The sequence below is a fragment of the Streptomyces pseudoechinosporeus genome (assembly GCF_054783935.1).
Window position 1 is genome coordinate 28,792 of record NZ_BAAGPS010000016.1, and the last position, 13,002, is coordinate 41,793.

At 71.8% G+C, this 13,002-nt stretch carries 13 protein-coding genes; 5 read left to right on the plus strand and 8 right to left on the minus strand.

The features are described from left to right. The first annotated feature begins 13 nt into the window (after positions 1-13). The 3 genes from ACYVO6_RS21005 to ACYVO6_RS21015 are packed head-to-tail and all read left to right on the plus strand — an operon-like array spanning position 14 to position 3,781. On the plus strand, positions 14-886 hold the full coding sequence (locus tag ACYVO6_RS21005) for a carbohydrate ABC transporter permease (protein ID WP_461063618.1): 873 nt from the start codon (positions 14-16) through the stop codon (positions 884-886). A gap of 25 nt (positions 887-911) precedes the next feature. Then, positions 912-3,230 (plus strand): beta-xylosidase/alpha-l-arabinosidase, encoded by a 2,319-nt coding sequence (locus tag ACYVO6_RS21010; protein WP_461063281.1) that lies wholly within the window; start codon positions 912-914, stop codon positions 3,228-3,230. 11 nt (positions 3,231-3,241) lie between these two features. After that, entirely contained in the window at positions 3,242-3,781 is a 540-nt protein-coding gene (locus tag ACYVO6_RS21015; RefSeq protein ID WP_461063283.1) for a hypothetical protein, read from the plus strand. On the opposite strand, the gene ACYVO6_RS21020 is transcribed toward ACYVO6_RS21015, so the two are convergent. From ACYVO6_RS21020 to tsaB, 4 genes are read right to left on the minus strand one after another with little or no spacing between them, the layout of a single operon-like run. Continuing rightward, a complete protein-coding gene (locus ACYVO6_RS21020) occupies positions 3,732-3,989 on the minus strand; it encodes a hypothetical protein (protein WP_461063285.1) in 258 nt (85 codons plus the stop codon). The genes ACYVO6_RS21015 and ACYVO6_RS21020 overlap by 50 nt on opposite strands. Beyond that, a complete protein-coding gene (gene tsaD, locus ACYVO6_RS21025) occupies positions 3,986-5,095 on the minus strand; it encodes a tRNA (adenosine(37)-N6)-threonylcarbamoyltransferase complex transferase subunit TsaD (protein ID WP_461063287.1) in 1,110 nt (369 codons plus the stop codon). Before tsaD ends, ACYVO6_RS21020 begins: the two co-directional genes overlap by 4 nt. Beyond that, entirely contained in the window at positions 5,088-5,561 is a 474-nt protein-coding gene (gene rimI / locus ACYVO6_RS21030) for a ribosomal protein S18-alanine N-acetyltransferase (protein WP_461063620.1), read from the minus strand. The genes tsaD and rimI overlap by 8 nt, the downstream gene beginning before the upstream one ends. A gap of 17 nt (positions 5,562-5,578) precedes the next feature. Continuing rightward, positions 5,579-6,232, minus strand: a complete 654-nt coding sequence (tsaB, locus tag ACYVO6_RS21035; protein ID WP_461063289.1) for a tRNA (adenosine(37)-N6)-threonylcarbamoyltransferase complex dimerization subunit type 1 TsaB — start codon at positions 6,230-6,232, stop codon at positions 5,579-5,581. 122 nt (positions 6,233-6,354) lie between these two features. Between tsaB and ACYVO6_RS21040 the strand changes: the two genes are divergently transcribed. Next, positions 6,355-6,909, plus strand: coding sequence for a hypothetical protein (locus ACYVO6_RS21040; RefSeq protein ID WP_461063291.1), 555 nt, complete (start codon positions 6,355-6,357; stop codon positions 6,907-6,909). Positions 6,910-7,718: 809 nt separating this feature from the next. On the opposite strand, the gene tsaE is transcribed toward ACYVO6_RS21040, so the two are convergent. The 3 genes from tsaE to alr form a co-directional block, all read right to left on the minus strand. Further along, positions 7,719-8,252, minus strand: coding sequence for a tRNA (adenosine(37)-N6)-threonylcarbamoyltransferase complex ATPase subunit type 1 TsaE (gene tsaE, locus ACYVO6_RS21045; RefSeq protein WP_461063293.1), 534 nt, complete (start codon positions 8,250-8,252; stop codon positions 7,719-7,721). Further along, positions 8,218-9,450 (minus strand): alpha/beta fold hydrolase, encoded by a 1,233-nt coding sequence (locus ACYVO6_RS21050; protein ID WP_461063296.1) that lies wholly within the window; start codon positions 9,448-9,450, stop codon positions 8,218-8,220. The genes tsaE and ACYVO6_RS21050 overlap by 35 nt, the downstream gene beginning before the upstream one ends. A 69-nt stretch (positions 9,451-9,519) precedes the next feature. Beyond that, positions 9,520-10,662 carry an alanine racemase gene (gene alr, locus ACYVO6_RS21055; protein ID WP_461063298.1) on the minus strand — a complete coding sequence of 381 codons (1,143 nt, stop codon included), beginning with the start codon at positions 10,660-10,662 and terminating at the stop codon, positions 9,520-9,522. 121 nt (positions 10,663-10,783) lie between these two features. Here alr and ACYVO6_RS21060 point away from each other — a divergent pair, with 121 nt between their 5' ends. Beyond that, on the plus strand, positions 10,784-12,232 hold the full coding sequence (locus ACYVO6_RS21060; protein ID WP_461063300.1) for an NAD(P)H-hydrate dehydratase: 1,449 nt from the start codon (positions 10,784-10,786) through the stop codon (positions 12,230-12,232). Positions 12,233-12,249: 17 nt separating this feature from the next. Here ACYVO6_RS21060 and ACYVO6_RS21065 read toward each other — a convergent pair whose 3' ends face one another. Next, positions 12,250-12,618 (minus strand): holo-ACP synthase, encoded by a 369-nt coding sequence (locus ACYVO6_RS21065; RefSeq protein ID WP_461063302.1) that lies wholly within the window; start codon positions 12,616-12,618, stop codon positions 12,250-12,252. Positions 12,619-13,002 lie beyond the last annotated feature (384 nt).

The window sequence follows — 13,002 nt, forward strand, 5'->3', positions numbered from 1 at the left end:
GTTGCCGCGTCCCGTGAAGACCGAGGAGCCACCGACGCAGCCCCCGCCGCAGCGCCGCCGCCTGCACTGGACGAAGCGCCCCAACCCCCTGGCGGGCCTGGGCTCCGTCCTGTGGCTCGCGGTCGTCATCATCCCCATCTACGCGATGCTGTCGGCCTCGCTCACCGGCCAGGACAAGGCGCTCACCGACAACCCCCTGCAGCCCCCTACCAGTCCGACCCTCGACAACTACAACACCGTCCTGAACTCCGGCTTCGACCATCTGTTCAGCAACACACTGATCGTCGCCGTCGCCGTCGTGGCCATCGTCCTCGTCCTCTCCGTCCCCCTCGCGTACGTCGCCGTCCGCACCCGGAACCGCTGGTCGGGCATGGCCTTCCGGCTGTTCCTCCTCGGCGTCGCGATCCCGGCCCAGGCCGTCGTCGTACCGCTCTACCTCCTCATCGCCAAACTCGACCTGTACGACACCCTGTTGGCGGTCATCCTGCCGACCGCGGCCTTCGCGATGCCGGTCTCGGTACTGGTCCTGGTCGGCACGCTGCGGGACGTCTCGGAGGACCTGTACGAGGCGATGGCCCTGGACGGCGCCTCACCGCAGCGGATGCTGTTCCAGCTCGCCATCCCGATGGCCAAGGGCGGCATCAGCACCGTCGTCATCTACTCGGCGCTCCAGGCCTGGAACGGCTTCCTCTTCCCGCTGATCTTCACCCAGTCCGACGGACCACGGGTCCTCACGCTCGGACTGTTCAACTACGTCAGCCAGTTCGGCGTCAACATCCCCGCCCTGCTCGCCTCGGTCGTCCTCTCCGGCGTCCCGATCTTCGCCGTCTATCTGGTGGCCCGCCGAGCTCTCATAGGCGGCCTCATGGGCGTAGGCGGAAAGTGAACTCACTTACTCTGACGGGAGTTTCATGAGCACCACGACCCCCTGGCGCGACCGCGACCTGCCCGCCACCGCCCGCGTCCACGACCTCCTGACCCGGATGACCCTGGAGGAGAAGACCGCCCAGCTGTACGGCGTGTGGGTGGGCGCCGACACGGACGGCGACGGAGTCTCCCCGTACCAGCAGGACATGGACACCTCCTACGACTGGGACGAGCTGATCACCCGGGGCCTCGGCCAGCTCACCCGCTCCTTCGGCACGGCCCCCGTGGACCCGGAGCTGGGCGCGCAGGCCCTCGCCCGCGCCCAGCGCCGGATCGTCGCGGCAGGCCGCTTCGGCATCCCGGCGATCGCCCACGAGGAGTGCCTGGCCGGCTTCACGGCCTGGGGCGCGACGGCGTACCCGGTGCCGCTGGCCTGGGGCGCCACCTTCGACCCGGACCTGGTCGAGGAGATGGCCCGGCACATCGGCCGCGACCTCGCCTCCGTGGGCGTCCACCAGGGGCTGGCCCCCGTCCTCGACGTCGTGCGCGACCTGCGCTGGGGCCGGGTCGAGGAGACCCCCGGCGAGGACCCGTACCTGGTGGGCACGATCGCCGCGGCCTACGTCCGCGGACTGGAGTCCGCGGGGATCGTGGCCACGCTCAAGCACTTCGCGGGGTACGCGTCCTCCGCGGGCGCCCGCAATCTCGCTCCCGTACGGGCGGGTGCCCGCGAGTTCGCCGACATCACCCTGCCGCCCTTCGAGTTCGCGCTGCGGGAGGGCGGCGCCCGTTCGGTGATGGCCGCGTACACGGAGACGGACGGTGTGCCGGCCACCGCGGACCCGTATCTGCTGACCGAACTCCTGCGGGAGCAGTGGCAGTTCACGGGCACGGTCGTCTCCGACTACAACGGCGTGACCTTCCTGGAGACCCTGCACCGGGTCGCGGGGAACCCGGCCCAGGCGGCGCACGCGGCGCTCGAAGCGGGCCTCGAGGTGGAGCTGCCCAATCCCCGCTGCTACGGGGACGCCCTCGTCGCCGCCGTACACGAAGGCACCGTCCCGGAGTCCCTGGTGGACCGCGCGGCGACCCGCGTCCTGCTCCAGAAGTGCGAGCTGGGCCTGCTGGACGAGGACTGGACGCCCGAGACCCGGGCCGTCATCGACCTGGACTCCCCGGAGAACCGCGCCCTCGCCCGCCGCCTCGCGGAAGCCTCCGTGGTCCTGCTCTCCAACCCGGCCGGGCTGCTCCCGCTGGCCCCGGACACCCGGATCGCGGTGGTGGGCCCACGGGCCGACGACGCGCTGGCCATGCTGGGCTGCTACTCGTTCCCCTCCCATGTCGGCACGAGCCACCCCGACAAGCCCATGGGCATCGAGATCCCCACCCTCCTGGAGTCCCTGCGCGTCGAACTCCCCGACGCCAAGCTCACGTTCACCGAGGGCTGCGACACCACGGACCCGGACACCTCCGGTTTCGAGGAGGCCGTGGCACGGGCCGCCGAGGCGGACGTCTGCGTGGCCGTCCTGGGCGACCGGGCGGGCCTGTTCGGCCGGGGCACCTCGGGCGAGGGCTGCGATGTGGCGGACCTCCGACTGCCGGGCGTACAGACCGAGTTGCTGGACGCACTGACCGCCACGGGCACGCCCGTCGTGCTGGTCCTGCTCACCGGCCGCCCGTACGCGCTGGGCCGCTGGGACGGTCAACTCGCCGCCGCCGTCCAGGCGTTCTTCCCGGGCGAGGAGGGCGGCCCGGCCGTCGCGGGCGTGCTCTCCGGCCGGGTGAACCCCTCCGGGCGCCTGCCGGTCAGCGTCCCCCGGGAGACCGGCGGCCAGCCCTGGACCTACCTCCAGCCCCCACTCGGCCTCGCGAGCGACTCCAGCAGCGTCGACCCGACCCCGCTGCACCCCTTCGGCCACGGCCTCTCCTACACGGACTTCACCTGGGAGGACGCAGAGGGCGCGGACGGCTCGGAGGCGGAGATCGGCACGGACGGTACGTACGACCTCTCGGTGACCGTCCGTAACACCGGCGCCCGCGAAGGCGCGGACGTCGTCCAGCTCTACCTCCACGACCCGGTGGCCCAGGTCACCCGCCCGGACGTCCGCTTGATCGGCTACCAGCGTGTGGAACCGGAACCGGGGGAGGCAGTCCGCGTGACGTTCCGCTTCCACGCGGATCTCTCGGCGTTCACCGACCGTTCAGGCCGGCGGGTGGTTGAACCGGGCGCGCTGGAGCTACGGTTGGCGGCCTCCAGCGCGGAGGTACGACACACGGCACGGCTGAACCTCACGGGACCGGTACGGGAACTGGGGCCGGACCGCAGGCTGCGGTGCGAGACGGAGGTGTCGCGGGTGGCGTGACCCTCCGCGCGGTGAGTACGGGGGACGCGATGGACAGGTACGTGCACCACGAGCTGAGATCGGCCTTCGCGGTGCTGGCGGTCGCCGCCTGCCTGGCGGTGACGGGCATCGTGCGCGGGTTCCCGCCGCTGAAGGCCGACTGGCTCTGGATACTCGTCGTCCTCCCGCTCGGGATCGCCGTGTTCACGCTCCTCAAGGCGTCCCGGCTCAAGGGAGTCAGCGAGGTACGGAACTTCGAGGCCGCGGTCCGCGTGGAGGACACCGACGTGGTCCTGCCCACCAAGGACTTCCTGCACAACCAGCCGGTCAACCTGGGGCTCTTCGCGTTCTTTCTGGTGTTCCTCCTGCCCATGTCCTTCTGGGAACCGTGGGTGATCGTGGTCCCCGTGGGTTGGGCCCTGGACTGGCTGGGAAAGGCCGCGCTGGCCGCGTACTGGGAGCGCAGGCACGGCCTGCTGGTGTGGCGCGGTCCCGTCCCGGGCCATCCGGGGAATCTCCTGGTCAGTCCACGGCAACCGACTCGAACCGCCACCGATGCACCGCCCGCGTGACCAAGTCCCCCGTCGGCTCGGGCAGTTCGGGAAGTTCGGCGTCGTAGGCGGCGTCCCACCACGTGATCACGAGCACCCGGTCCTGCGGAGCCCGCAGGATCTCCCGGCGCAGGGGCCGCGCCGGGAGGTCCTGCGCCCGCGCCCAGGCCAACAGCTCCTCGCCCCGGCCCGCGACGGCGCGGGCCTCCCACATCAGCGCGACGGTCACGAGTAGAGGTTCTCCTTGCTCACCTCGTGCACGTGATCGTGGTCATGGTGGTGGCTATGGCCGAGCCCGGGCACATGCGGCTCCGTCACCGGCAGCGAGGAGTCCGCCGACAGGTCCCAGTCGGAGGCGGACCGGTTCCGCGCCACCATCTCCGCGCCGAGCGCCGCCACCATCGCGCCGTTGTCCGTGCACAACTTGGGCCGCGGCACCCGCAGTTGAATCCCGGCGGCCTCGCAGCGCTCCAGGGCGAGGGCCCGCAGCCGCGAGTTGGCCGCGACACCTCCGCCGATCATCAGGTGCTCGACACCCTCGTCCTTGCACGCCCGCACGGCCTTACGCGTCAGCACATCCACGACCGCCTCCTGGAAGGAGGCCGCCACATCGCGCACCGGCACCTCCTCGCCCGCCGCCCGCTTGGCCTCGATCCAGCGCGCCACGGCGGTCTTCAGCCCGGAGAAGGAGAAGTCGTACGCCGCATCGCGCGGCCCGGTCAGCCCGCGCGGGAACGCGATCGCCTCCGGGTCGCCCTCGCGCGCGTACCGGTCGATGACCGGACCGCCCGGGAATCCCAGGTCCAGCACCCGTGCGATCTTGTCGAAGGCCTCGCCCGCCGCGTCGTCGATGGTCGCGCCCATCGGCTGTACGTCGGAGGTGATGTCCGAGGACAGCAGCAGCGACGAGTGCCCGCCGGACACCAGCAGCGCCATGGTCGGCTCCGGCAGCGCCCCGTGCTCCAGCTGATCCACACAGATGTGGGACGCCAGATGGTTGACGCCGTACAGCGGCTTGCCCAGCGCGTACGCGTACGCCTTCGCCGCCGACACCCCCACGAGCAACGCGCCCGCGAGCCCCGGACCGGCGGTGACGGCGATCCCGTCCAGGTCCCTCGCGCTCACCCCCGCTTCCTTCAGGGCCCGGTCGATGGTCGGCACCATCGCCTCCAGGTGCGCGCGAGAGGCGACCTCCGGTACGACGCCGCCGAACCGCGCGTGCTCGTCGACGCTCGAGGCGATCGCGTCCGCGAGCAGCGTGCGGCCGCGGACGATGCCGACGCCGGTCTCGTCGCAGGAGGTCTCGATACCGAGGACTAGTGGTTCGTCAGCCATGGATCTCGGTTCCTTGCACTGAGGTTGAGGGATCTTGCAGGCGCATCACGAGCGCGTCGACGTTGCCCGGCTGGTAGTAGCCGCGCCGGAAGCCGATCGGCTCGAAGCCGAAGCGCTCGTACAGCTTCTGGGCACGGATGTTGTCGATCCGGCACTCGAGCATCACTTCGGCACACTCGAAGGCGGTCGCGGCCCGCAGCAGCTCGGTCAGGATCAGCGCACCGAGACCGGTGCCCCACTGATCACGGGCGACGGCGATGGTCTGTACGTCACCCACGTCTCCGGAGGCGGCGAGTCCCCCGTATCCGACGATCCGCTCACCGTCCTGCGCCACGACATACCGCTTCGTCGCCGTCGGCCCCCGGGAATGGGCCAGCTCGGACCAGAACATACCCCGCGACCAGGCGTCCTCGGGGAAGAGAGCCTTCTCCAGCTCCAGTACGGGATCGATGTCCCACCAGCGCATCTCGCGCAGCACGGGAGTCACTTGGGGGTGACCACCTTGTAGTTCTTGGGCACCTGGGCGTCGGGGCGGCGCAGGTAGAGCGGCCGGGGGGCGGGGAGTTCCTCGCCCTTCGCCAGCCGCTCCGCCGCTAGGGACGCGAGCGCCGCCGCCGAGACGTTCTCCGGCTCGTACACGTCCGGGAAGGTGCCGGGATAGAGCAGCGCGCCCGCGCCGACCGAGGGCAGACCGGCGACGGCTTCGGCGATATCGGCGGGCCGGTCCACAGCGGGCCCGCTGACGCGCGTACGGGAATCGGCGTACCGCGCCCAGTAGACCTCCTTGCGCCGCGCGTCGGTCGCCACGACGAAGGGGCCCTGCATGTCGGCCGCGTACGCGAGGCCGTCGAGCGTGCACAGTCCGTACACGGGAACGCCCAGCGCGAGCCCGAAGGTGTCGGCGGTCATCAGGCCGACCCGCAGCCCTGTGTACGGGCCGGGTCCCACGCCCGCGACGATGCCGGTGACGGCGTCGAGCCGCAGCCCGGCCTCGGTGAGCACCCGGTCGACGGCGGGCAGCAACAACTCTCCGTGCCGACGAGCGTCCACCTGACTCGACGAGGCGACGACGGACGTCCCGTCATGCAGGGCGACGGTGACAGCGGAGGTGGCGGTATCCAGAGCGAGCAAGAGCACGCGAACAGCCTACGGCGCCCAGGGCGAAGGCACCGTCGCCCAGGTCCCACGCGCCCCTCCTGCTACCGTCACGTCAAACTGTCACATTGACACGTATGCCGTACGAGAGGTGGGCACCCAAGGTGGCTAGGAGCAGCTCGGGATTCGTGGCCGGGCTCACCGTGGCGGCGGTCGCCGCAGTCGGCTTCCTCGCCTACCAGGCGTCCGCCAACGTGCCGGACACCCTGGGCGCACCGCCCCGGGCCGCCGAGTCCCCTGCGGCCTCCGCCCCGTCCCCGCGCGCCGAGCCGAACGCGGCGGCGCTGCCCGGCCGGTCCGGCACGGGCCGACGGGTCGTCTACTCGGTGCAGGCCGACCGCGTCTGGCTGGTCGCCGCGAACGACAAGGTCCGCCGCACCTTCGAGGTCACCCCGGGCACGGTCGACCCCACGCCCGACACGTACGCCGTCACCTCCCGCTCCGGCTCCATCACCGGCTCCGACGGAGTAGCCGTCGAACACGTCGTCCGCTTCGCGAACGTGGACGGCACGACGATCGGGTTCAGCGCGGCGGTGGACGGGTCGACCTCCGCCCCCGACCCCGGGAAGAAGCTGGGTGGCATTCGGGAATCCCGGGCGGATGGGGATGCGCTGTGGGAGTTCGCGACGATCGGCACGAAGGTTGTCGTGGTCGAGTAGCACCTCGCCCACGGCGGGATGGGGGCCTACGGGGGTGGGGTGTTGGGGATCGTGTCGCGGCTGCGGGCTGGTGGGTGGCTGGTCGCGCCGTTCCCCGCGCCCCTTTGGGTCCGGTGGGTGGGTCGGGGCCGTGGGCCGGTGCGTCAGCCCGTCGCAGGCGGGGCATACGGCCCGGTGTTGGTACACGGTGCGGGTGGCCTGAGACAGAACCTACGCGACGGGCATACGACGCACCGGCCCACGACCCCTCCCGCCGGGGGGAGGCTGCGGGAGCGTTGGGGTGCGGGCTCCCCCCGGGGCGCGGACTTGCTCAGGGCGCGAACTTTTCTGGGGGCGCGGGCAGTCGCAGGCTTTTCAGGGGCGCGGGGAACTGCGCGACCAGCCACGACGCACCCGCAGCCGCGACACGCCGTGTCACCCCCACCCCCTTGCGGGGTCTGGGGCGCAGCCCCCAGTTTCGGGAAGGGGCGGGGCTGGGGAAAGAAACCTCCTGCTTACGCAGCCTCGCGGTGTTGCCGGCCCTCCGGCGCTGGCGCGGGCGCCCGCGGCGCAGGCGCCGGGTCCCGCGGCGGCGTAGACACGACGCGGGCGGCGGCGCAAGCCGCGAGCAGCTCGCGCACCGAAACCACGCCAGCTTCCGCAGGAACTACCGCGTCACGATCCGAAGTCGACATGGCCGCCTCCTGGGGCTCCCGGAGCAGACGTAGTTAGGTAACCCTAACCAACACCGGTATCCATATGAACACGCCGAAGCCACCCCACGCAACCTCTTGCCGACGCCGTGTCGGAACGTTACGAATACCCGGCTCTCAAGCCGAAAGCACACTCAGATCCACGGCAGCCCACCGCTCCCCCACCCCGCGGAGCGTCACGTGCCGGACCTCGTCCGTCGTGTCTCCCGCCGCGCGGTGGATGAACACATGCAGCCGCTCCTCGGTCAGCTCCTCGACCTTCCCCTCGCCCCACTCCACGACGATCACGGAATCGGTCAGCGAGACATCGAGGTCGAGGTCCTCCATCTCGTCCAGTCCGCCGCCCAGGCGGTAGGCGTCGACGTGGACGAGCGGCGGCCCGTCACCGAGGGAGGGGTGCACGCGGGCGATCACGAAGGTGGGGGACGTGACCGCACCCCGTACGCCAAGCCCCTCGCCGAGCCCACGGGCCAGCGTTGTCTTGCCCGCGCCGAGCTCGCCGGTGAGCATCACCAGGTCACCGGCGCGCAGGAGCTTGGCCAAGCGGCGGCCCAACTCCTGCATCTGTTCGGGGGAGTTGACGGTGAGCTCGGTGGTGACGTACGGCATCGGGTGATCAGCCGGGCTGTGCGGTGCTGCTGGTGCTTCCATAGCCACCCACGGTAGCGTCGGCAGGGACGGCTCCCGCGCGGGTGAGGAGGTCGGCGAGACGGTCCGTGACGACCTCCGGGTGCTCCAGCATCACCAGATGTCCGGCGTCCGGCACGAGCACCAGCTCGGCGTCCGGCAGTAGATCCGCGATCGCCTCGCTGTGCTCGCTCGGTGTGACGAGGTCCTTGACGCCGGACAGTACGAGGACGGGCAGCTCGGCGAAGTACGCCAGCGCCTCCGTCTTGTCGTGGTCGGTGAACGCCGGGTAGAACTCGGCGACCACATCGATCGGCGTGCCCTCGATCAGCCGCTCGGCGAACCGCGCGACCGCCGGGTCGACGTCCCTGGACGCGAACGAGTACCGCTTGATGATCCCGGCGAACAGATCGGCCGTGGCCCGCCGCCCCCGTTCCACCAGTTCGGCCCGCTGCCCCAGCGCCTTCAGTACGCCGGGCAGCACGCGCCGTACCGCGTTGACACCCGCCACGGGAAGCCCGAAGTTGACCTCGCCGAGCTTCCCCGACGACGTACCGATGAGTCCGACACCGACCACTCGCTCGCGGATGAGGTCGGGGTACTGGTCGGCAAGGGCCATCACCGTCATTCCACCCATCGAGTGCCCGACGAGCACGAGCGGTCCATCGGGGGCAGCCGCGTCGATCACGGCCTTCAGATCGCGGCCGAGCTGCTCGATGTCGAGCGGCACACCGTCCTGGACCTGTGCGACCCCGCGTGCGGAGCGGCCGTGGCTGCGCTGGTCCCAGTGGACGGTCCGTACGACACCGCGCAGGGCGGCGCGCTGGAAGTGCCAGGAGTCCTGGCTGAGGCAGTAGCCGTGGCTGAAGACGACGGTGACGGGGGCCGGGGCCTTACGGCCGAACAGTCTGCGGCGGCGGGGGGTGAGCGTGGCGTCCTGCTCCACGTCGTCGATCTCGTAGTAGATCTCCGTGCCGTCGTCCGCGGTTGCCGTGCCGGGCATGCCGCGCAGTGCGCCGTACGGACCTGCCGAGTCGAGCGCGAGGCGGGCCTTCTTGCGCATGCCGCGGCCGACGGTGAGCCGCTCGATCGCGACTCCGGCGGCGGCGCCCGCGGCGACGACACCTATCGCGGTGCCGACGATGCCCGCCCTACGCCAGCTCCCGGCGTTCCCCGCGGCGGAGGCCACCGAGGCGACGGCCTCCGCCCTGCTCTCGCTCACGTACCGCTCCTCTTCGCCGGTTTGTGGTCCGGGGGCCGTCCCCGGAAAGGTGAGTACCCGTCTTGTGCGTTATTCACTATTCACGTAGACGCGCGGTACGCGGGTTCCGATCCGGGTCACGATTTCGTACGCGATCGTGCCCGCGGCCTGGGCCCAGTCCTCGGCGGTCGGCTCACCTTCATCGCCCGGCCCGAACAGCACCACTCGTTCCCCCACCGCCGGCTGGTCCCCGCCGAGGTCGACGGCGAACTGGTCCATCGCGACCCGCCCCGCCACCGTCCGCCACTTGCCACCGACCAGGACGGGCCCGGTCCCGGAGGCGTGCCGTGGGATCCCGTCCGCGTATCCCACGGGCACCAGGCCGAGGGTCGTGTCGCCCGGTGTGACGTAGTGGTGCCCGTAACTGACGCCGTGCCCTGCCGGAACGCGCTTCACCAGCGCGAGCGCGGCCGACAGCGTCATCACCGGCCGCAGCCCCAGTTCGGCCGCGGTGCCGAGTGCGGGGCTGGGCGAGATGCCGTACGTCGCGATTCCGGTGCGTACGAGATCGAAGTGGGACTCTGGAAGGGTCAGCGTGGCGGGCGAGTTGGCGATGTGGCGCACTTCTGGCCGTATGCCTTGCTTCTCCGCGTATGCCACCATCTCGCGGAAGGCGGTGAGTTGGGCCCCGATGGAGGGATGCCCCGGCTCATCGGCGCAGGCGAAATGCGACCAGAGCCCGGTGGCCTTGACCAGCCCCTCGGCCTCGGCCCGCAGGGCTGCCGCGACCAACTCGGGCCAGTCACCGGGCTGACATCCATTACGCCCGAGCCCGGTGTCGGCCTTGAGCTGAACCCGAGCGGTACGCCCCGCGGCGCGCGCGGCCTCGACGGTTTCCCGCAACGCCCAGAGCCCGCTGATCCCAAGGTCCAGGTCGGCCTCGACGGCTGCACGCCAAGGGCCGCCGGGCGTCCACAGCCAGCACATGATCCGTCCCCGCAGCCCCGCCTCGCGCAGGGCCAGGGCCTCCTCGGGCGTGGCCGTCCCCAGCCACGTGGCCCCCGCGTCGAGGGCCGCCCGGGCACAGCGCACCGCCCCGTGTCCGTACGCGTCCGATTTCACCACCGCCATGAGGGCGGCGGCGGGCGCGTGGGCGCGCAGAGTCCGCACATTGGCCCTCAGGGCGGCCAGATCGATCTCGGCGCGGGCACGCGCGGGTGCTGTCTCGTTCATCGCGCCCAGTGTCTCAGAGCCCACTGACAGCTTCGCCGAGCCCGTACCGCTGTGAGCACCGGGCGCGCCCGACGTACCGGGCCGCCGCCCGCGAGTCCGCCGGGTGCGCGAGACTCGGCGTATGCGTAGTGCATATGGAGTGGAGAAGGTGCGGGCGGCCGAACGGGAGTTGATGGCGCGGCTTCCGGAGGGGGCGCTCATGCAGCGGGCGGCGGCCGGACTGGCCGCCGCCTGTGCGGAGTTGATGGGACGGGTGTACGGCCGCCGGGTCGTCCTGCTCGTCGGCAGCGGGGACAACGGCGGAGACGCCCTGTACGCGGGAGCCCGCCTCGCCCGCCGCGGCGCGGGCGTCACGGCCGTACTGCTGTCTCCCGAACGAACCCATCCCGGCGGCCTGGCCGCGCTGCGCCGGGCAGGCGGCAGCGCACTCGCGACCCGGCAGAAAGAAGACGCCGCAGCGGTCGAGCGGGCGATCCGTTCCGCCGATCTCGTGGTCGACGGAATCGTCGGGATCGGCGGCAAGGGCGGGCTGCGCCCCGACGCCGCCACCCTGGCCGAGTTGGCCGAGTCCTCCCGCGCCGCCGTCGTCGCCGTGGATCTGCCGAGCGGTGTCGAGGCGGACACCGGCGAGGTACGCGGCGCGGCGATCCGTGCCGACCTGACCGTGACCTTCGGCACGCACAAGCCGGGGCTGCTGATCGATCCGGCCCGGGAGTACGCCGGTTCGGTGAGGCTCGTGGACATCGGGCTCTCGCTGCCCGACGAGGCCGAGGCGGAGGCCCTGCAACATGCCGATGTGGCGGCGCTGTTGCCTGTTCCGGGGGCGGAGAGCGACAAGTACCGGCGGGGGGTCGTGGGGATCGCCGCCGGGTCCTCCCGGTATCCCGGGGCGGCCGTACTCGCCGTGGCGGGCGCGCTGCGGGGTGGAGCCGGGGCCGTACGGTACGTCGGCCCCGCCGGAGACGCGGTGATCGCCCGCTTCCCCGAAACCCTCGTCTCGGACCAGGGCCCGAAGCGGGCCGGGCGGGTGCAGGCCTGGGTCGTCGGGCCGGGTGCCGGCGACGACGCGCAGACGGTGGCGGAGGTGCTCGCCCAGGACGTACCCGTCCTGGTGGACGCGGACGGCCTCCGGCTGGCGGACCGGGATCTCGTACGGGCCCGGAAGGCGACCACGCTGATGACGCCTCACGCCGGTGAGGCCGCCGCCTTGCTCGGTGTCTCGCGGGAGTCGGTCGAAGCGGCACGGTTGCACTCCGTGCGGGAACTGGCGGAGCGGTACGGGGCGACGGTGTTGCTGAAGGGCTCGACCACGCTGGTGGCTTCGCCCGGGGGTGGGCCGGTCCGGGTCAACGCGACGGGGACGTCCTGGCTGGCCACGGCGGGCAGCGGGGACGTGTTGTCGGGGCTTGCCGGGTCATTGCTGGCCTCGGGGCTGGGCGCTCTGGACGCCGGGAGCGTCGCGGCGTACCTCCACGGGCTCGCCGGCCGGTTCGCGGCGGACGGGGCGCCGATGGGCGCGCACGACGTGTCCGAGTCGATCCGCTCCGCGTGGCGGGATGTCATGAGTTGAGGCGCCGGAGGCCACCTCTACCCTTCCGCGACGACCACCGCCGAAGCCACTCCCGCGTCATGACTCAGCGAAACATGCCACGACCGCACGCCCAGTTCCGCGGCCCGGGCAGCCACAGTTCCCCGTACCCGCAACCGTGGCTGCCCGCTGTCCTCGACGTACACCTCGGCATCGGTCCAGTACAGGCCCGAGGGCGCCCCCAGCGCCTTCGCCAACGCCTCCTTGGCCGCGAACCGGGCCGCCAGCGATGCGACCCCCCGCCGCTCGCCACTCGGCAACAACAACTCCCGCTCAACGAAAAGCCGTTCCGCGAGCGCCGGCGTCCGCTCCAGCGACGCCCGGAACCGCTCGATCTCGGCGACATCGATCCCCACCCCGATGATCACGCCACTCCCCCGAGGCCGTAACCCACGACTGCACACATGCGCGGCAGCTTATGCCTCCGGCGGTTGGGCGGGAGCGCCTACCGGGAGGGTGGGTTCCGTTCATGGGCGGGTGCGGGTTCGTTGTGGCTGGTCGCGCAGTTCCCCGCGCCCCTAAAGGGCGTGTCCCTGGAGCCGCCGGCCATCATGTTCACCAGCCACCACGTGCCCGCAGCCTCCCACCGGCGGGAGGGGCCGTGGGCCGGTGCGTCGTATGCCCGTCGCTTAGGTTCGGTCTCGGAGAACCAGGACCGTGTACCAGGCCAGGGCCGTATGCCCGGCCTGCGACGGGCTGACGCACCGGCCCACGGCCCCGCACCCCCCACCCACCCAAGGGGCGCGGGGAAC